The organism is Sulfitobacter sp. HGT1, assembly GCF_013282155.1.
Lineage (GTDB): Bacteria > Pseudomonadota > Alphaproteobacteria > Rhodobacterales > Rhodobacteraceae > Sulfitobacter.
This window is the reverse complement of record NZ_BLWI01000012.1, coordinates 111,735-126,394: the sequence shown is the minus strand read 5'-3', so window position 1 is coordinate 126,394 and position 14,660 is coordinate 111,735. Positions and strand designations below refer to the sequence as shown.

The 14,660-nt window shown below is 60.6% G+C and carries 15 protein-coding genes; 11 read left to right on the top strand and 4 right to left on the bottom strand.

The genetic code is table 11. From position 1 onward, the window contains the following. Window positions 1–35: 35 nt before the first annotated feature. Window positions 36–1,484, top strand: a complete 1,449-nt coding sequence (locus HGT1_RS13960; RefSeq protein WP_176250575.1) for an efflux RND transporter periplasmic adaptor subunit — start codon at window positions 36–38, stop codon at window positions 1,482–1,484. Window positions 1,485–1,487: 3 nt separating this feature from the next. Further along, entirely contained in the window at window positions 1,488–4,889 is a 3,402-nt protein-coding gene (locus HGT1_RS13955; protein ID WP_176250574.1) for an efflux RND transporter permease subunit, read from the top strand. Here HGT1_RS13955 and HGT1_RS13950 read toward each other — a convergent pair whose 3' ends face one another. After that, on the bottom strand, window positions 4,890–5,687 hold the full coding sequence (locus HGT1_RS13950) for a protein-disulfide reductase DsbD domain-containing protein (RefSeq protein ID WP_255200210.1): 798 nt from the start codon (window positions 5,685–5,687) through the stop codon (window positions 4,890–4,892). A 138-nt stretch (window positions 5,688–5,825) separates the two neighbouring features. Between HGT1_RS13950 and HGT1_RS13945 the strand changes: the two genes are divergently transcribed. Next, window positions 5,826–6,380, top strand: coding sequence for a YqgE/AlgH family protein (locus tag HGT1_RS13945; RefSeq protein WP_176250572.1), 555 nt, complete (start codon window positions 5,826–5,828; stop codon window positions 6,378–6,380). Here the strand turns inward: HGT1_RS13945 and HGT1_RS13940 are convergent, their stop codons facing one another. Beyond that, on the bottom strand, window positions 6,381–7,313 hold the full coding sequence (locus HGT1_RS13940; protein ID WP_176250571.1) for an L-threonylcarbamoyladenylate synthase: 933 nt from the start codon (window positions 7,311–7,313) through the stop codon (window positions 6,381–6,383). A gap of 155 nt (window positions 7,314–7,468) precedes the next feature. On the opposite strand from HGT1_RS13940, the gene HGT1_RS13935 reads away from it, so the two are divergent. From HGT1_RS13935 to HGT1_RS13915, 5 genes are all read left to right on the top strand, one after another. Next, window positions 7,469–9,184 (top strand): acyl-CoA dehydrogenase, encoded by a 1,716-nt coding sequence (locus HGT1_RS13935; protein WP_176250570.1) that lies wholly within the window; start codon window positions 7,469–7,471, stop codon window positions 9,182–9,184. Beyond that, window positions 9,184–10,245: an MBL fold metallo-hydrolase gene (locus tag HGT1_RS13930; protein ID WP_176250569.1), complete on the top strand. Its 1,062-nt coding sequence runs from the start codon at window positions 9,184–9,186 to the stop codon at window positions 10,243–10,245. The genes HGT1_RS13935 and HGT1_RS13930 overlap by 1 nt, the downstream gene beginning before the upstream one ends. Further along, a complete protein-coding gene (locus HGT1_RS13925; protein WP_176250568.1) occupies window positions 10,238–10,723 on the top strand; it encodes a DUF6173 family protein in 486 nt (161 codons plus the stop codon). The genes HGT1_RS13930 and HGT1_RS13925 overlap by 8 nt, the downstream gene beginning before the upstream one ends. 91 nt (window positions 10,724–10,814) lie before the next feature. Further along, entirely contained in the window at window positions 10,815–10,949 is a 135-nt protein-coding gene (locus HGT1_RS13920) for an aa3-type cytochrome c oxidase subunit IV (RefSeq protein ID WP_176250567.1), read from the top strand. 32 nt (window positions 10,950–10,981) lie between these two features. Continuing rightward, complete coding sequence (locus tag HGT1_RS13915; RefSeq protein ID WP_255200209.1) at window positions 10,982–11,662, top strand: hypothetical protein; 681 nt, start codon at window positions 10,982–10,984, stop codon at window positions 11,660–11,662. Here HGT1_RS13915 and HGT1_RS13910 read toward each other — a convergent pair. Together HGT1_RS13910 and HGT1_RS13905 are read right to left on the bottom strand one after the other, a co-directional pair. After that, window positions 11,573–11,899 (bottom strand): AzlD domain-containing protein, encoded by a 327-nt coding sequence (locus HGT1_RS13910; protein ID WP_176250566.1) that lies wholly within the window; start codon window positions 11,897–11,899, stop codon window positions 11,573–11,575. The two genes, HGT1_RS13915 and HGT1_RS13910, sit on opposite strands and share 90 nt — an antisense overlap. Then, window positions 11,896–12,618, bottom strand: coding sequence for an AzlC family ABC transporter permease (locus HGT1_RS13905; RefSeq protein ID WP_176250565.1), 723 nt, complete (start codon window positions 12,616–12,618; stop codon window positions 11,896–11,898). Before HGT1_RS13905 ends, HGT1_RS13910 begins: the two co-directional genes overlap by 4 nt. Before the next feature lie 48 nt (window positions 12,619–12,666). Here HGT1_RS13905 and HGT1_RS13900 point away from each other — a divergent pair, with 48 nt between their 5' ends. From HGT1_RS13900 to mobB, 3 genes are read left to right on the top strand one after another with little or no spacing between them, the layout of a single operon-like run. Next, window positions 12,667–13,554 carry a formate dehydrogenase accessory sulfurtransferase FdhD gene (locus HGT1_RS13900; protein ID WP_176250564.1) on the top strand — a complete coding sequence of 296 codons (888 nt, stop codon included), beginning with the start codon at window positions 12,667–12,669 and terminating at the stop codon, window positions 13,552–13,554. Continuing rightward, a complete protein-coding gene (gene mobA / locus HGT1_RS13895) occupies window positions 13,551–14,153 on the top strand; it encodes a molybdenum cofactor guanylyltransferase MobA (RefSeq protein WP_176250563.1) in 603 nt (200 codons plus the stop codon). The genes HGT1_RS13900 and mobA overlap by 4 nt, the downstream gene beginning before the upstream one ends. Next, complete coding sequence (gene mobB / locus HGT1_RS13890; protein WP_176250562.1) at window positions 14,150–14,641, top strand: molybdopterin-guanine dinucleotide biosynthesis protein B; 492 nt, start codon at window positions 14,150–14,152, stop codon at window positions 14,639–14,641. Before mobA ends, mobB begins: the two co-directional genes overlap by 4 nt. The last annotated feature ends 19 nt before the right edge of the window (window positions 14,642–14,660 follow it).

Below are 14,660 nucleotides of genomic sequence, written 5' to 3'. Positions count from 1 at the left end.
TACCTTTGGCCCAAACGGTTTAAGATCGGACAAAGATGCGTTTTCTAAGACAAAGTATGATTGGGCTGTTTCTGGCAGCCACGGCCTTGGGTCTTTTGGTATTTGCGGCTGATATGATCGGCGGTGCCGTGCAAAAGCGGATGGCTGATGCGCCGCCCCCGCAGGCCCCGCGCGAGCGGATTTTTTCTGTCAACGTCGTCGAGGCCAGCCCAGGCACCGAAACACCGGTTTTGGAAAGCTTCGGGGCGATCCAAAGTCGGCGGACGCTTGAATTGCGTGCGGCGGTTGGCGGGCGCGTGGTCGAATTGGCCCCGGGCTTCGAGGATGGCGGCGCGGTTGAGGCGGGGCAGGTCTTGGTCCGGCTGGACCGCGCGGATGCATTGGCCGAAGTGGCGCGCGCCAAAAGCGCGGTTCTGGATGCCGAGGCAGAGGGGCGCGATGCCGCCCGCGCATTGGTTCTGGCCCGCGACGAACAATCGGCTGCCGAGGAACAGGCGGCCTTGCGAACCCGTGCTTTTCAACGTCAAAGCGATCTGGCCGACCGCGGTGTCGGGACGGCGACAGCGACGGAAACGGCAGAGCTTGCGGCGTCAAGTGCGCGGCAGGCCGTGTTGGCACGCCGTCAGGTGGTCACGCAGACCGAGGCGCGGATAGATCAGGCCGCCAGCCTATTGTCGCGCAGCCAGATTGCGCTGGAGGATGCACAGCGGCGGCTGGATGAAACAACGATTGCCGCGCCGTTTTCGGGCACGTTAAGCAGCGTTTCGGTTGTTGAGGGGCGGTTGGTGTCGGCCAATGAACGTCTGGCAGAGCTGATCGACCCCAACGATCTTGAGGTGTCGTTTCGCGTGTCGACGGCGCAATATGTCCGTCTGATTGATGCTGAAGGGCAACTGATCAAGGCGGATGTCACGGCGACGTTGGATGTGGCGGGCCTAGACCTTGAGGCGACGGGCAAGATCACCCGCGCCAGTGCGGCAGCGGGCGAAGGTGCGAGCGGGCGGTTGATCTTTGCATCCTTGACGCAGGCACCGGGGTTCAAGCCGGGGGATTTTGTGACCGTGCGTATCCGTGAGCCTGAACTGCAAAACGTCATCCGCTTGCCCAGTTCGGCCCTGGATGCGCAGGCGCGCGTCTTGGTGCTGGACGGCGAGAACCGGCTTGAGGCCGTGAACGTCGAGGTCATGCGCCGTGTCGGCGACGAAGTTCTGGTGCGCGGTGAAATCGCAGGCCGCGAGGTTGTCGAAGCCCGTTCGCCCTTGCTGGGGGCTGGCATTGCCGTGAAACCCTTGCGCCCCGGCGCGGCCCCCGAAGAACCCGCGATGATCGAGCTGACCGAAGAACGCCGCGCCAAGCTGGTGGCCTTTGTCGAGGCCAATACACGTATGCCCGAGGCCGCCAAGGCACGGGTGCTGGCGCAACTGGCAGAACCGCAAGTGCCCGCGCAAATGATCGAGCGTCTTGAAAGCCGGATAGGGGGATAGACGATGGCCCGCAGCGTGTCGCGTACCACCGGGGGCATCCTGTCCTATTTCGTTCGTCACAAAACCGCAGCCAATCTTTTGCTGGTTGTGCTTTTGGTGTGCGGTGCCGTTGCCGCGCCGAACATGCGGGCGCAGTTCTTTCCCGATGTGATCATCGACAATGTCACCGTGTCCACCGTCTGGAGCGGGGCAGGTGCCGAAGATGTGGACAGTGCCATCGTTCAGGTGCTGGAACCCGCGCTGCTGACGGTCGAAGGGGTCGAAAGCTCTGCTGCGGCGTCGCGCGAGGGGGGCGGGACGATCACGCTGGATTTCGAACCCGGTTGGGACATGGCGCGCGCCGCCGCCGATGTGCAGACGGCTGTTGATGCGATCACGACCTTGCCCGAAGACGCCGAAGACCCCGTTGTGCGCCGTGGCATCTGGCGGGACCGGGTGACCGATGTTGTGATCACCGGCCCGATCAGCCCCGAACAACTGGGGCGTTTCGCCGATGAATTTGTCACACGCCTGTTCGCGGCGGGGGTGACGCGCAGCACGATCCAGGGTGTGGCATCGCCGCAAACCCTGATTGAGGTGCCGTCGAACAAGTTGATCAGCTATGACATCTCAATGGCGGAAATCGCCAGCGTTATCGCGGCCGAGGTTGATGCCGACCCTGCGGGGGATGTGACGGGCGCGAATGCGCGGGTTCGCACCGGCACCGCCAAACGCACAGCCGAGGCGATTTCCGGTGTCGTGTTGCGCACAAACGCGGACGGGTCTTCGCTGACCGTGGGCGATGTGGCCCGCGTGATCGAAAAGGGATCAGACCGCGAGGTCGGGTATTTCGTGGGGCAGGACCCGGCGATTTCGGTTCGGGTGGACCGGTCTGACGGGGGCGACGCCATTGGCATTCAGCACAGCGTTGAAAAGGTCGCAGCCGAGATGGCTGTCATGCTGCCTCAGGGGGTCACAATCGAGCTGATCCGCACCCGTGCCGAAGCGATCACCGGGCGGCTTGATCTGTTGATCGACAACGGGTTGATGGGTTTGGTTCTGGTGGTCAGTCTGCTGTTTTTATTCCTCAACGCCCGCACGGCGTTCTGGGTTGCGGCTGGTATCCCTGCGTCGATGGCTGCGGCAATTGCGCTGATGTATGTGGGCGGGATCACGATCAACATGATCTCGCTGTTCGGGTTGATCATTACCTTGGGCATTGTCGTTGATGACGCGATTGTTGTGGGTGAACACGCCGATTACCGTCACAAGGAACTGGGCGAAAGCCCCATGGTCGCTGCTGAAAACGCTGCCCGCCGCATGGCGATGCCGGTGTTTGCCGCCACGTTGACAACGATCATCGCGTTTTTCGGGCTGCTGGCTGTCGGGGGGCGGTTTGGCAGTCTGATTGGCGACATCCCCCTGACGGTGATTGCCGTGCTGGCCGCATCGCTGGTGGAATGCTTTTTGATCCTGCCGAACCACATGGCCCATGCAATGGCAGCGGGGGCCAAAGAGCATTGGTATGACCTGCCCAGCCGTGTGGTGAACAAAGGGTTCTTATGGGCCCGCGAAAAGCTGTTTCGCCCCTTTATCGCAGGCGTGATCATCGGCCGTTATGTCGTGTTGGCGGGGGTTGTTGCGGTGCTGGCCTCGCAGGTGGCGCTGTTCATTCAGGGTGATGTGCAGTGGCGGTTCTTTAACGCGCCCGAGCGCGGCTCCGTCACCGGCAACTTTGCCATGGCCGAAGGGGCCACCCGTGAAGATACGCTGGACATGATGCGCGAAATGCAGCGCGCGACCGAGGCCTTGGGGGCCGAATACGCCGAGCGCCATGGCACCAATCCGATTGATTATGTCATCGCGCAAGTCGGTGGCAACGCAGGGCGCGGGCTTGATGGTGCCGATAGCAAAGACGCCGATCTGTTGGGGGGCATTTCGATCGAACTGATCGACGCCGATCTGCGGCCCTATTCCAGCTTTGCCTTTGTGGCCGACCTGCAAGATGCGGTTGTAAATCATCCGTTGGTGGAAACCGTCAGCTTTCGCGGCTGGCGCTCTGGCCCCGGTGGTGATGCATTGGATGTGCAGTTTTACGGTGCCGACACCGATGTCTTGAAAGCCGCATCCGAAGATTTGCAAAACGCCCTGCGCCGCTATCCCGAAGTCAGCGCCGTGCAGGATAATCTGGCCTATGACAAAGAAGAGCTGATCCTTGATCTGACGCCGCAGGGGCAATCGCTGGGCTTTACCATCGACACGCTTGGCCGCGCGCTGCGCAACCGCCTTGGCGGGATCGAGGCCGCGACCTATCCCGACGGGCCGCGGTCTGCCACGATCCGGGTTGAACTGCCCGAGGGCGAGCTGACGGCGGATTTTCTGGACCGCACCCAGATGCGCACGCCTGATGGCCACTATGTGCCGCTTGCCGATATTGTCAGTGTCGAGCGGCGCACGGGCTTTAGCACGGTACGTCGTGAAAACGGGATCAGGCTGATTTCGGTGACGGGCGATATCTCTGAAGACGATCCCGCCCGCGCGACCGAAATCACTACAGCGCTGCAAGAAGAGATCCTGCCCACCATCGCATCAGAGCGGCAGGTGGAATTCCGCATCAGCGGGTTAAGCGAGCAGGAAAACACCTTCCTGTCAGAGGCGCTGACAGGTCTGATCTTGGTGCTCACGGGCATTTATCTGGTGTTGTGTTGGGTCTTTGGCAGCTGGACACGGCCTTTGGTGGTCATGTCGGTGATCCCGTTCGGGTTGGTCGGCACCATCTATGGCCACGCGGTCTGGGATGTTCCGCTCAGTATGTTCACGGTGGTCGGCCTGTTAGGGATGACGGGGATTATCATCAACGATTCCATCGTCCTGATCGGCACGATTGACGAATACGGCGAAACGCGCGGGGTGATCCCTTCGATCATTGATGGCGCGTCCGACCGGCTGCGGCCCGTGATGCTGACCACACTGACCACCGTTCTGGGTATGGCCCCACTGCTTTACGAGCAAAGCCAACAGGCGCAGTTTTTGAAGCCGACGGTCATCACATTGGTCTACGGTCTGGGCTTTGGCATGTTTCTGGTGCTGCTTGTGGTGCCTGCATTGGTCGCCGCACAGCATGACATATCGCGGCAGGTGCGCGCCATGCGCCGTGGCCTTGGGGCGCGGGCAAACGGCTTGCGTTTCGGGCTGATGGCGCTTTGGGTACTTGTGATCGGGTGGGCCGCGCTGACGCTGGGCTGGGCTGGTTGGCACGGCGCGTTGCACCCTGTGGTGCTGGCGCTTTTCCCCGGATTGTCGGCGATGTCACCACTTACGGCGGCCCTGCTTTTGTTTGTCGCAGGGGCGGCTGTGTTGTCGCTGGCAGGTTATGTCATCGGTGCTGTGGTGTTCACGCGGGCGCAGCGCAAACCTGCTGCGTAATCAATCGGGCGTGCAGCCCAGAATATCGACCGCATGTTTGTCGCCCAGAACCGTCATGCGGATTTGTGACCGGTTCAGGGCAATCAGCCCGCCTGTGGAATGAGCCACATCCACCTTGGAGGTCAGGGTTTTGCCTTTGCGCAACGTATCGGCTTCGCTTACCCATAAATCAGGTTGTCCGGTTTCGATCACGACCAGTTCCTGACCGCCCGCATCGGGCAGGGTGATCACCGTCTCAAGCTCAAGATCGCCATTGTTAAAGCTGATCATGCAGGTGGCTTTGGAAACGCCGCCTTCCTTCGCGGAATAGGGGCGCTGGGCAAGCGAGGCCGCAATCGCAGGCACCGCGCGGGTCGCATCGGTGTCGATGATACCGTCCAGATGCAGTTGCGCGGGCACGCAAATGTCGCTGCACACGCCCATATCGATGGTGGTTTTCAGATGAACGGCCGCGCCCTTTTTCGGGACGCTGATGACCAGGGGGAGAACCACCTGATCTTTGTAGCCGATCGTTGTCAGGTTCTTTTCGCGAAACACGGTGGGGGCCGGCCATTCGACCGCGACCCCCGACAGGTTTTGTGACCCGTTCCAGTCAAACTGCGGCGGGATGCCCATATCGCCGGGGGCGCGCCAATAGGTCTTCCACCCCGGGGCCATCGTCATACGGATCGCGGCAACGCGGTTGCCATCGGGCAGCACCCAACCTTGCAGGATTTCGCCCTTGATCACATCCATTGCGGATGCGGGCAGGGGGGCAAGCAGAGCTGCGACAATCAACGGAACAAGTTTACTTTTCATGGGTCTTTCATGGGCCAAAGGCGGAAGCCTGCCAAGTCACTATTGTATTATGAAACGTTACAGAACGGTGGGGTTGAAACGAAAGGGCCGGCGCGTCATGCTGATCTGACATGGTATTGAGGACGAAAGAGGATGGAAATGGATCTTACAGGTCAACTGCTTGTGGCGATGCCCGGCATGGGGGACCCGCGGTTTGACCATTCCGTTATTTTTATCTGCACCCATTCCGCCGAGGGCGCGATGGGGTTGATTGTCAACAAACCCGCCGTCGACCTAAAGCTTACGGATGTTCTGGATAAGCTTGGCGATGTGGATTTCAGCGATACATCGGGGCTGGGTGTGCATTTTGGCGGGCCGGTCGAAACATCGCGCGGGTTTGTTTTGCACAGTGCTGAATACCGGTCTGTGCTGCACACGCTTGATGTTGCTGACGGGTTCGCGATGACGGCCACCCTTGATATTCTGGAAGACATCGCCCGCGGCAAGGGCCCCAAACAGGCGTTGCTGATGTTGGGCTATGCCGGTTGGGGCGCAAACCAGCTTGAGACCGAGATCGGCCAAAACGGCTGGCTGACCTGTGATCCGACGCCCCAGATCGTGTTTGATCTGCCCGATGCCGAAAAATGGGCTGCGGCGCTGGCATCGCTTGGAATTGATCCGCTGGGGCTCAGCGGGACAGCAGGGCACGCGTGATCAGCGCGGGGCTGCCGCCCGGCGCAAACGGTCGTTGATTGCCCTGCCAAGCCCGTGATCGGGAATCGGGGCAACGGCGATCGGTTTGGCCAGTGCATCCAAGGCATGTAGACAATCAAACAGGTTGGCGGCGGCTTCGCTCAGATCACCGGAGGGGGACAGGTTAAGGTCGCCGTCCACCGCTCCGAACCCCAGCATGACTTCACCGTCCAGCGCGGTTTTTGCATCCAGACGAACCTGGGCGGCGGGGGCGTAATGTGACGCCATTTGCCCCGGCGCGATGATTTCCGCCCCGTCAGCCACGTCGATCTGCATGCCAAGGGCCGCCTCGATCGCCTCGACGGGCAGGCCCCCTGCGCGCAGCAATGTGGGGGTCGCGTGGTTCAGCCCGATGATGGTGCTTTCCACGCCGACGGCGCAAGGTCCATCATCCACAACCGCGTCGATGCGCCCGTCCAGCCCGGCCAGCACATGGGCGGCCGTCGTGGCGCTGATACGGCCGGACGGATTGGCAGAAGGTGCCGCAATGGGGCCGTCAAACGCCTGCAAGATCGCCCGTGCGGTGGGGTGGGCGGGCACGCGCAGGGCGACGCTGTCCAGCCCCGCCGTCACAAGCGATGACAGGCCGTGATTATCCGCCAAGGGCAAAACCAGCGTAAGCGGGCCGGGCCAGAATGCAGCAGCAAGGATTTCGGCATTGTCAGACCAGACGCCATAGCGCCGCGCGTGTTCGGCATCGGCCAGATGCACAATCAGCGGATTGAAACTTGGCCGGCCCTTGGCCTCGTAAATGCGGGCCACAGCGGTGCCATTGCGGGCGTCTGCGGCCAGCCCGTACACCGTTTCGGTGGGCAGTGCGACCAATCCGCCTGCGGTCAAAACGGCGGCGGCGCGGGCGATGCCCCGGGCGTCAGGCTGCAAGATCTCGGTCATAGGGTCGGTCAAAGCCTTTGTGACGCTGTGTTTCGGGTTGCGGTGGCGGGCCAGTCGCAGCATCCTTGGAAAACTGCCCCCGTTTCATGTTTATGGGCTTATCAGGTCGTTGCTCTGTTTGCCAAGCAGACGCGCAGGCCCAAGGAGGAATTACGATGCCATACCGCGCCCCCGTTGAGGATTATAATTTTCTGTTCAACCATATTGTCGGGTTTGATGACGTGCGTGCCACGGACAAGTTCGCAGATGCCACAGATGATGTGAGCCGGGCGATTCTGGAAGAAGCGGGCAAATTGTGCAACGATATCATGGCCCCCTTGCAGCGCCCCGGTGACCTTCAGCCGGCCAGACTGGAAAACGGTGTTGTGCGCACGTCGCCCGGTTATGCTGACGGGTTCAAAGCCATCGCAGAGGGCGGTTGGATCGGGATCAGTGCGGACCCGGAATATGGCGGGATGGGCCTGCCCCTGACCATGGCCAGCGCCGTGAACGAAATGATGAGCGGCGCGTGTCTATCGCTGCAACTGGCCCCGTTGATGAGCCAGGGCCAGATCGAGGCGCTGGAACACCATGCCAGCGACGCGATCAAGGAACTGTATCTGCCCAAGCTGATCAGCGGCGAATGGACCGGCACGATGAACCTGACCGAACCGCAGGCCGGGTCGGACGTGGGCGCGCTTTCCTCAAAGGCCGAAGACAACGGCGACGGGACGTTCAGCATCTCGGGTCAGAAAATCTATATCAGCTGGGGCGACAATGATTTCGCCGACAACGTCTGCCATCTGGTGCTTGCGCGTCTGCCCGGTGCGCCTGCGGGCACAAAAGGGATCAGCCTGTTTCTGGTGCCCAAGTTCCTGCCAAACGAAGATGGCAGTCTGGGGGCCAGAAACACGCTGCAGGTTGTCAGCCTCGAGCATAAGATGGGCCTGCACGGATCGCCAACATGTGTGATGCAATATGACAAGGCTATCGGTTGGCTGGTTGGCCCCGAACAAGGCGGTATGGCTGCGATGTTCACCATGATGAACAACGCGCGACTTGGGGTTGGCGAGCAAGGTATCGGTGTTGCCGAGGCGGCCTATCAACATGCGCTGTCCTATGCGCTGGACCGCAAGCAGGGCAAGAATATCAAACCCGACGGGTCTGGCACCATCGTTGACCACGCCGATGTGCGCCGGATGCTGATGACGATGAAGGCCGAAACCTTTGCGGCGCGGGCCATCGCGGCCAGCTGTGCCGTGGCCATCGACATGACCAATGCCACCGGAGAGGCCGAGTGGAAATCGCGCGCGGCCTTCCTGACCCCGATCACCAAGGCGTTCGGCACCGATGTCGGGATCGAGGTGTCGCAAATGGGGGTGCAGGTGCATGGCGGCATGGGCGTGATCGAAGAAACCGGCGCTGCGCAATTCTGCCGCGATGTCCGCGTGACGGCGATTTACGAGGGCACGAACGGCATTCAGGCGATGGACCTTGTGGCGCGCAAGATGATGGATGGCGGCGAGGCGGCAAACCGTCTCATGGACGAAATCGAAGCCCATGCCGAAGCCGCGCGCGAGGCGTTCCCGAACATGGCTGACGCGGTCTGGCAGGCGACAGAAACCCTGCGCGAGGCCACCGAATGGCTGGTTGCCCAAGACAACATGGACACGCGTTTTGCCGGTGCCGTGCCGTATCTGCGGGCTTTTGCACGGGTCTTGGGCGGGCATTTGCACCTCAAGGCGGCGCTGGCCGACAAGGGTGGTGCGCGTGAAAAACTGGCGCGGTTCTATATTCTGCGGTTGTTGCCCGAACATGCGGGGCTGTTGGTGCATGCGCAGTCGGGCGCAGATGACCTCTTTGCGCTGTCCATTGACGAACTGACCGCTTGATGACCGTTAAAAAGCACGTGGGCCTGCGTTATCCTTGGGATATGCCGCCTGCCGGTAACGAGGCGGTCGAGGTCGCCCCCGGTGTTCTGTGGATGCGCTTGCCGTTGCCGATGAAGCTGGACCATGTGAACGTCTATGCCTTTGACGAAGGCGACAGCTGGACGATCATCGACACCGGATTTTCGTCCAAGAAGGCCAAGGCAACTTGGTCCGATCTGATGGCAGGCCCGCTTGGCGGCAAGCCGGTTTCGCGGGTGATCGTGACACATCACCACCCCGATCACATCGGGCTGGCGGGCTGGTTCCAGACCGAACACGGGGCCGAACTGGTTACAACGCGCACGGCCTGGCTGACGGCGCGCATGTTGACGCTGGATGCCCAAAAGACCCCGGCTGCGGAAACACTGGCGTTTTACAAGATGTCGGGCATGGACCCTGACCTGTACGCAAAACGCGCGACGGAGCGGCCCTTCAACTTTGCCGATATCGTCGATCCGCTGCCTTTGGGGTTCACCCGTATCAAGCAGGATGATCAGATCACCATTGGCGGTCGGGTGTTTGACGTGCACATGGGCAATGGTCACGCCCCCGAACACGCAACATTCTGGAGCAGGGATGACAATTTGGTCATTGCGGGCGATCAGATTTTGCCGTCGATCAGCCCCAATGTCGGTGTCTATGCGACCGAACCCATGGCCGACCCGATTGGCGAATGGCTTGAGGCTTGCGAACGGCTGGCCCCGATGGGCCGCGAGGATCATCTGGTGCTGGGCGGGCATAAACTGCCCTTCACGGGGTTGCCCACGCGGATGCGCCAGTTGATCGACAACCACCACGGCGCGCTGAAGCGGTTGGTCAAATATATCGATACGCCGAAATCCGCATCCGAATGCTTTCCGACCTTGTTCAAACGCAAAATCGGCGAAGAGGAATACGGGCTGGCGTTGGTCGAGTCTGTCGCACATCTAAGTCATCTGTACCAAACCGGGCTTGCCACACGTGACTTGCGGGCCGAAGATGGCGCATGGGTATATCAGGCAACGGACCAAGCGCATGGATGATATGATCAGAACCGCAGCAGAGGCTGCGGAAGCCGATGTTTTGCCCCGCCTGCACGAGGTTCACACCGACCCCGCGCAGCGCAATGCAAGCGAACAAGCGGTGCCAAGCGGCATGACCGATACGCCCGCAGCGCGGAAATCTCCGGCGCAATGGGCCTATGAACGGGTTGTGCTGTACCTCAAGAATTTTGAGGAACAGCTGGATGGGGATCACGAGGTCGCCATGGGGTTTGCGGGGGGTGACGCCGGTGTTTTGCGCATCGAAGGCATGGGATATTTCGACCCCGACATCGTTACCTTTTACGGTCAGGACGGGGGCGGGGGACGAATGCAACTGGTGCAACATGTCAGCCAGCTGAACGTCGCCCTGCGTGCCTTGCCCAAGACCGAAAGCGAAAAGCCCGCGAATCGCATCGGATTCCGGCTGATCGCGGATATCGAGGCTGATGCAGCCAAGACGCAGACAAAAAACTCATAAGATCGTGCGCGTTGACATCGTGACATGGCTGTCCGAATGCAGTAACCACGTTTTCAAATTGGAACGAACACCAAGTCAAAGGATTACGAATATGGCCAAGCATGAACACGGCTCCATGGATACCACGTCGCAGGAAAAGACCTTTGACAGCTTCATGAACTGGGTCAAATGGTCCTCCATCGTGATCATCGGTATTCTTGTCTTTATGGCGATCTTCGCCCGCTAAGACGTATCGACCCTATTTTGCAGGACATTCACATGCGCATTTGGATGGCATTGGCCTGCGTAGCCACGCTTTCGGCTTGTGCCAACGATACCGGCACCGACAATTCCCTGGCCGAGGTCGCATCTGCGGCCTACTCCGCGCCGGGGCCCAAATCCCTGACCCTGATGACCATGGTGAACAACCGGTCTGGCAACGGCGGGCATACGGCGTTGGTTGTCAACGGATCCCAGCAGGTGATCTTTGATCCGGCAGGGTCCTTCCGCGACCCCCGCGTGGTCGAGCGGGGCGATGTTTTATACGGGATGTCTCCGAAATGGATACAAGCCTATAAATCAGCCCATGCCCGCAGCACATTCCACGTGATCAGCCAGACTGTTCCAGTCTCCGACGCCCAAGCCGAACAGGTGCTAAAGCTGGTGATGGCGAATGGTCAGGTGCCCGGTGCCTATTGCGCCAATTCAACCTCGGCATTGCTGTCTCAGATTCCCGGTTTCGAGGGGATCAGCAAGACATTCTATCCGGTCAGCCTGTCCGAGCAATTTGGCAGTCTGCCAAATGTCAGCACCGACAAATATTACGAAAACGACGATGGTGATGTGATTGATGCGGTGCGCGCTGGCCAGTTATCCCAGCAGCCACAAGAGACTGTACAAGGTCCCGGCCCCGCTAATAATCGCCAGCAAAACGTTCTTGGTAAGAACGCCAACGGCTAGGGCAACAGCCGCTGCTGCGAAACGCGCGGGGTCAAATTGGCCCCCCGTCGCAGCAGGGGCAATGACCTGCGGGGCCACCAATGCGGGCAGGATGGCAACGGCGGTATAGCGCAGATGGCGCAGCAGCCATGCGGGCATCTCGCGGTCGCCCACCAATCCGGTAAAAACAAAGCGCAAGCCAAAGCTGCCGATGCCAAGGCAGATGATCACGATCCATAATGTGGTTTTGTCGATCATCCTGCGGTCCTCTCTGCGCGGCGAACCAGCCAGACTTCGGTCTGGGCCCCCGCGATCATGCCTGCCATCCCCGCCAGAATCAGGCCCAGCGAATAGGGCACGCTTGCGGTTGCAAGGGCTGCAATCGATGCAACGAGCGCTGCAACCACATGTGCAGGCGTGCGAAACATCGGTGCGATCATTGCCAGAAACGTGATGGGCAGGGCAAAGTCCAACGCCCAGCTGTCGGGGATTTGTGTGCCCAGCAATGCGCCGACCAGCGTGAACAGATACCAAAGCGGCACGATCGGCGTCACGCAGCCAAAGAAATACGACATCCGCTGCGGGATCGTCATGTCCGGCTCTTTCTCATATTGCGCCATCGAGCAGACATAGGATTGGTCAACCGTCAGATAGGCCGCCAGCGCGCGCTGCCAAAGCGGGGCGGCACCGATATAGGGGGTCAGGGACGCCGAATACATCGCCATGCGCAGGTTCACCGCAAGGGCCGACGCCAGCACAATCGCTGTCGGTGCGTGTTCCTGCATCAGCTGTAGGGCGGTGAATTGAGCGGCACCTGCGATCACGACAACGGAAAACGCCAGCGTTTCAAACACGCTCAGCCCTGCTTCGGTGGCAAGAATGCCGAACAGGGACGAGAAAGGGATGATGACCAGGACAAAGGGTGCCGCATCGGCCAGCCCCTTGCGGAAGGCCGATTTCGTGGTGGTGATGGCCATGGTTTACCCCTAGATTACCTTCATATCCTTAGCCGCCGTCCGAGGGGGATGCAATTGTCTGCAGACACTGACACCGACGCCTATCTGATCGCTCCGCAACCGGGGGCCGCGCGCCTGACCCGTGCTGTAAAGGGGCGCGATCACACGGGCGCTGAATTGACCATCAATGTGGTTGAAGAACGGCCCCTGACGATTTTTCTGAATTCACAGGAAATCGTGACGGCCATGACCATCGGGGACTATCCCGAATACCTCGCGCTTGGGTTTTTGCGCAATCAGGGCATGTTGCGCGACAATGACGAAATCACCCGCGTAGACTATGACGAAGACCTTGAGGTCGTTGTGGTGCGCACCGCCCGGAAAACCGATTACGAAGACAAGATGCGCAAGAAAACCCGCACCAGTGGCTGCGCTGTCGGCACGGTGTTCGGTGACATGATGGAAGGGCTCGAGGGCGTCAGCCTGCCCGCAACGCCCGTGCATACCTCGTGGCTCTACCGTCTGAGCGCGCAGATCAACCGCACACCCAGCCTGTATCTTGAGGCAGGTGCAATTCACGGCACCATCCTGTGCCAAGGCGACAAGCCGTTGGTTTATATGGAAGATGTCGGGCGTCACAACGCCGTCGATAAAATCGCAGGCTGGATGCTTTCTGAAAAAGTGCGCGCCGATGACAAGATTCTTTATACCACGGGGCGTCTGACCTCGGAGATGGTGATCAAGACCGCGATGATGGGCATACCTGTGCTGGCGTCCCGCTCCGGGTTCACCGCATGGGGTGTCGAAATCGCCAATCAGGTCGGGTTGACCTTGATTGGCCGGATGAAAGGCAAACGCTTTGTCTGCCTTGCTGGCGAGGACCGTCTTGTGCGCGACGCCGACCCCGATTTGATCGTGGATGAACCGAAACGCGCAGGCCGAAAGGGGTCGGAATGAAACAACCACTTGGGGTTATTCTGGCTGGCGGTCAGGCGACGCGCATGGGGGGCGGCGACAAGGGGTTGCTGACCCTTGGTGGCAAGACATTGCTGTCCCATGTCATCGAACGCCTGTCGCCGCAGGTCGCTGAGCTGGCCTTGAATGCCAATGGCGATGCGGCGCGGTTTGACGGCCTGAATTTGCCGGTTCTGCCTGACAGTATCGACGGTTTCGTTGGGCCCTTGGCAGGGGTGCTTGCCGGGATGGATTGGGCCGCCGCGCGCGGGGCGGATACGATTGTGACTGCCGCTGCGGACACACCGTTTTTTCCCGGCGATCTGGTGCCCCGTCTGCTGCTTGCCAGCGAAGGCATGACCCATCCGCTGGTTCTGGCCGCAACGCCTGATGCGACCCGCGGCACTGCGCGCCACCCGACATTCGGGCTGTGGCCCGTTGCCTTGCGCGATGATCTGCGTGCCGCCTTGCAGGGGGGCTTGCGCAAGGTGGTCATGTGGACCCAGCAGCATCAGGGCCGCGAAGCACTGTTCCCTCACGAGGCCGCGTTTTTCAATGTGAACACGCCGGAAGATCTGGAAATTGCAAAGGGCATGCTATGAGGATTTACGGCGTCACTGGGTGGAAGAACGCGGGCAAGACCGGCTTGATGGAACGGCTGGTGGCCGAGATCACGGGCCGTGGCTTTAGCGTGTCCACGGTCAAACATGCCCACCACACGTTCGAGGTCGATCATCCGGGCAAGGACAGCCACCGCCACCGCATCGCCGGTGCCCGCGAAGTTCTGCTGGCCTCGCGCAATCGGGTCGCCTTGATGCATGAATTGCGCGACGAGGACGAACCCACGCTCGAGACATTGCTGACACGGCTAAGCCCGGTCGATCTGGTGTTGATCGAAGGCTACAAGCGCGACGTCCACCCCAAGGTAGAGGCCTATCGGACCGAGCCGGGAAACCCGCTGATCGCGCCGGATGATCCGACCATTCGGGCCGTCGCAAGCGACACGCCTCTGACGCTGGACCGCCCCGTGTTCGATCTGGATGACACCGCTGCGATTGCCGATTTCATTCTGGCCGAGGTCGGGCTTTGACGGGTTTCGATACAATTGT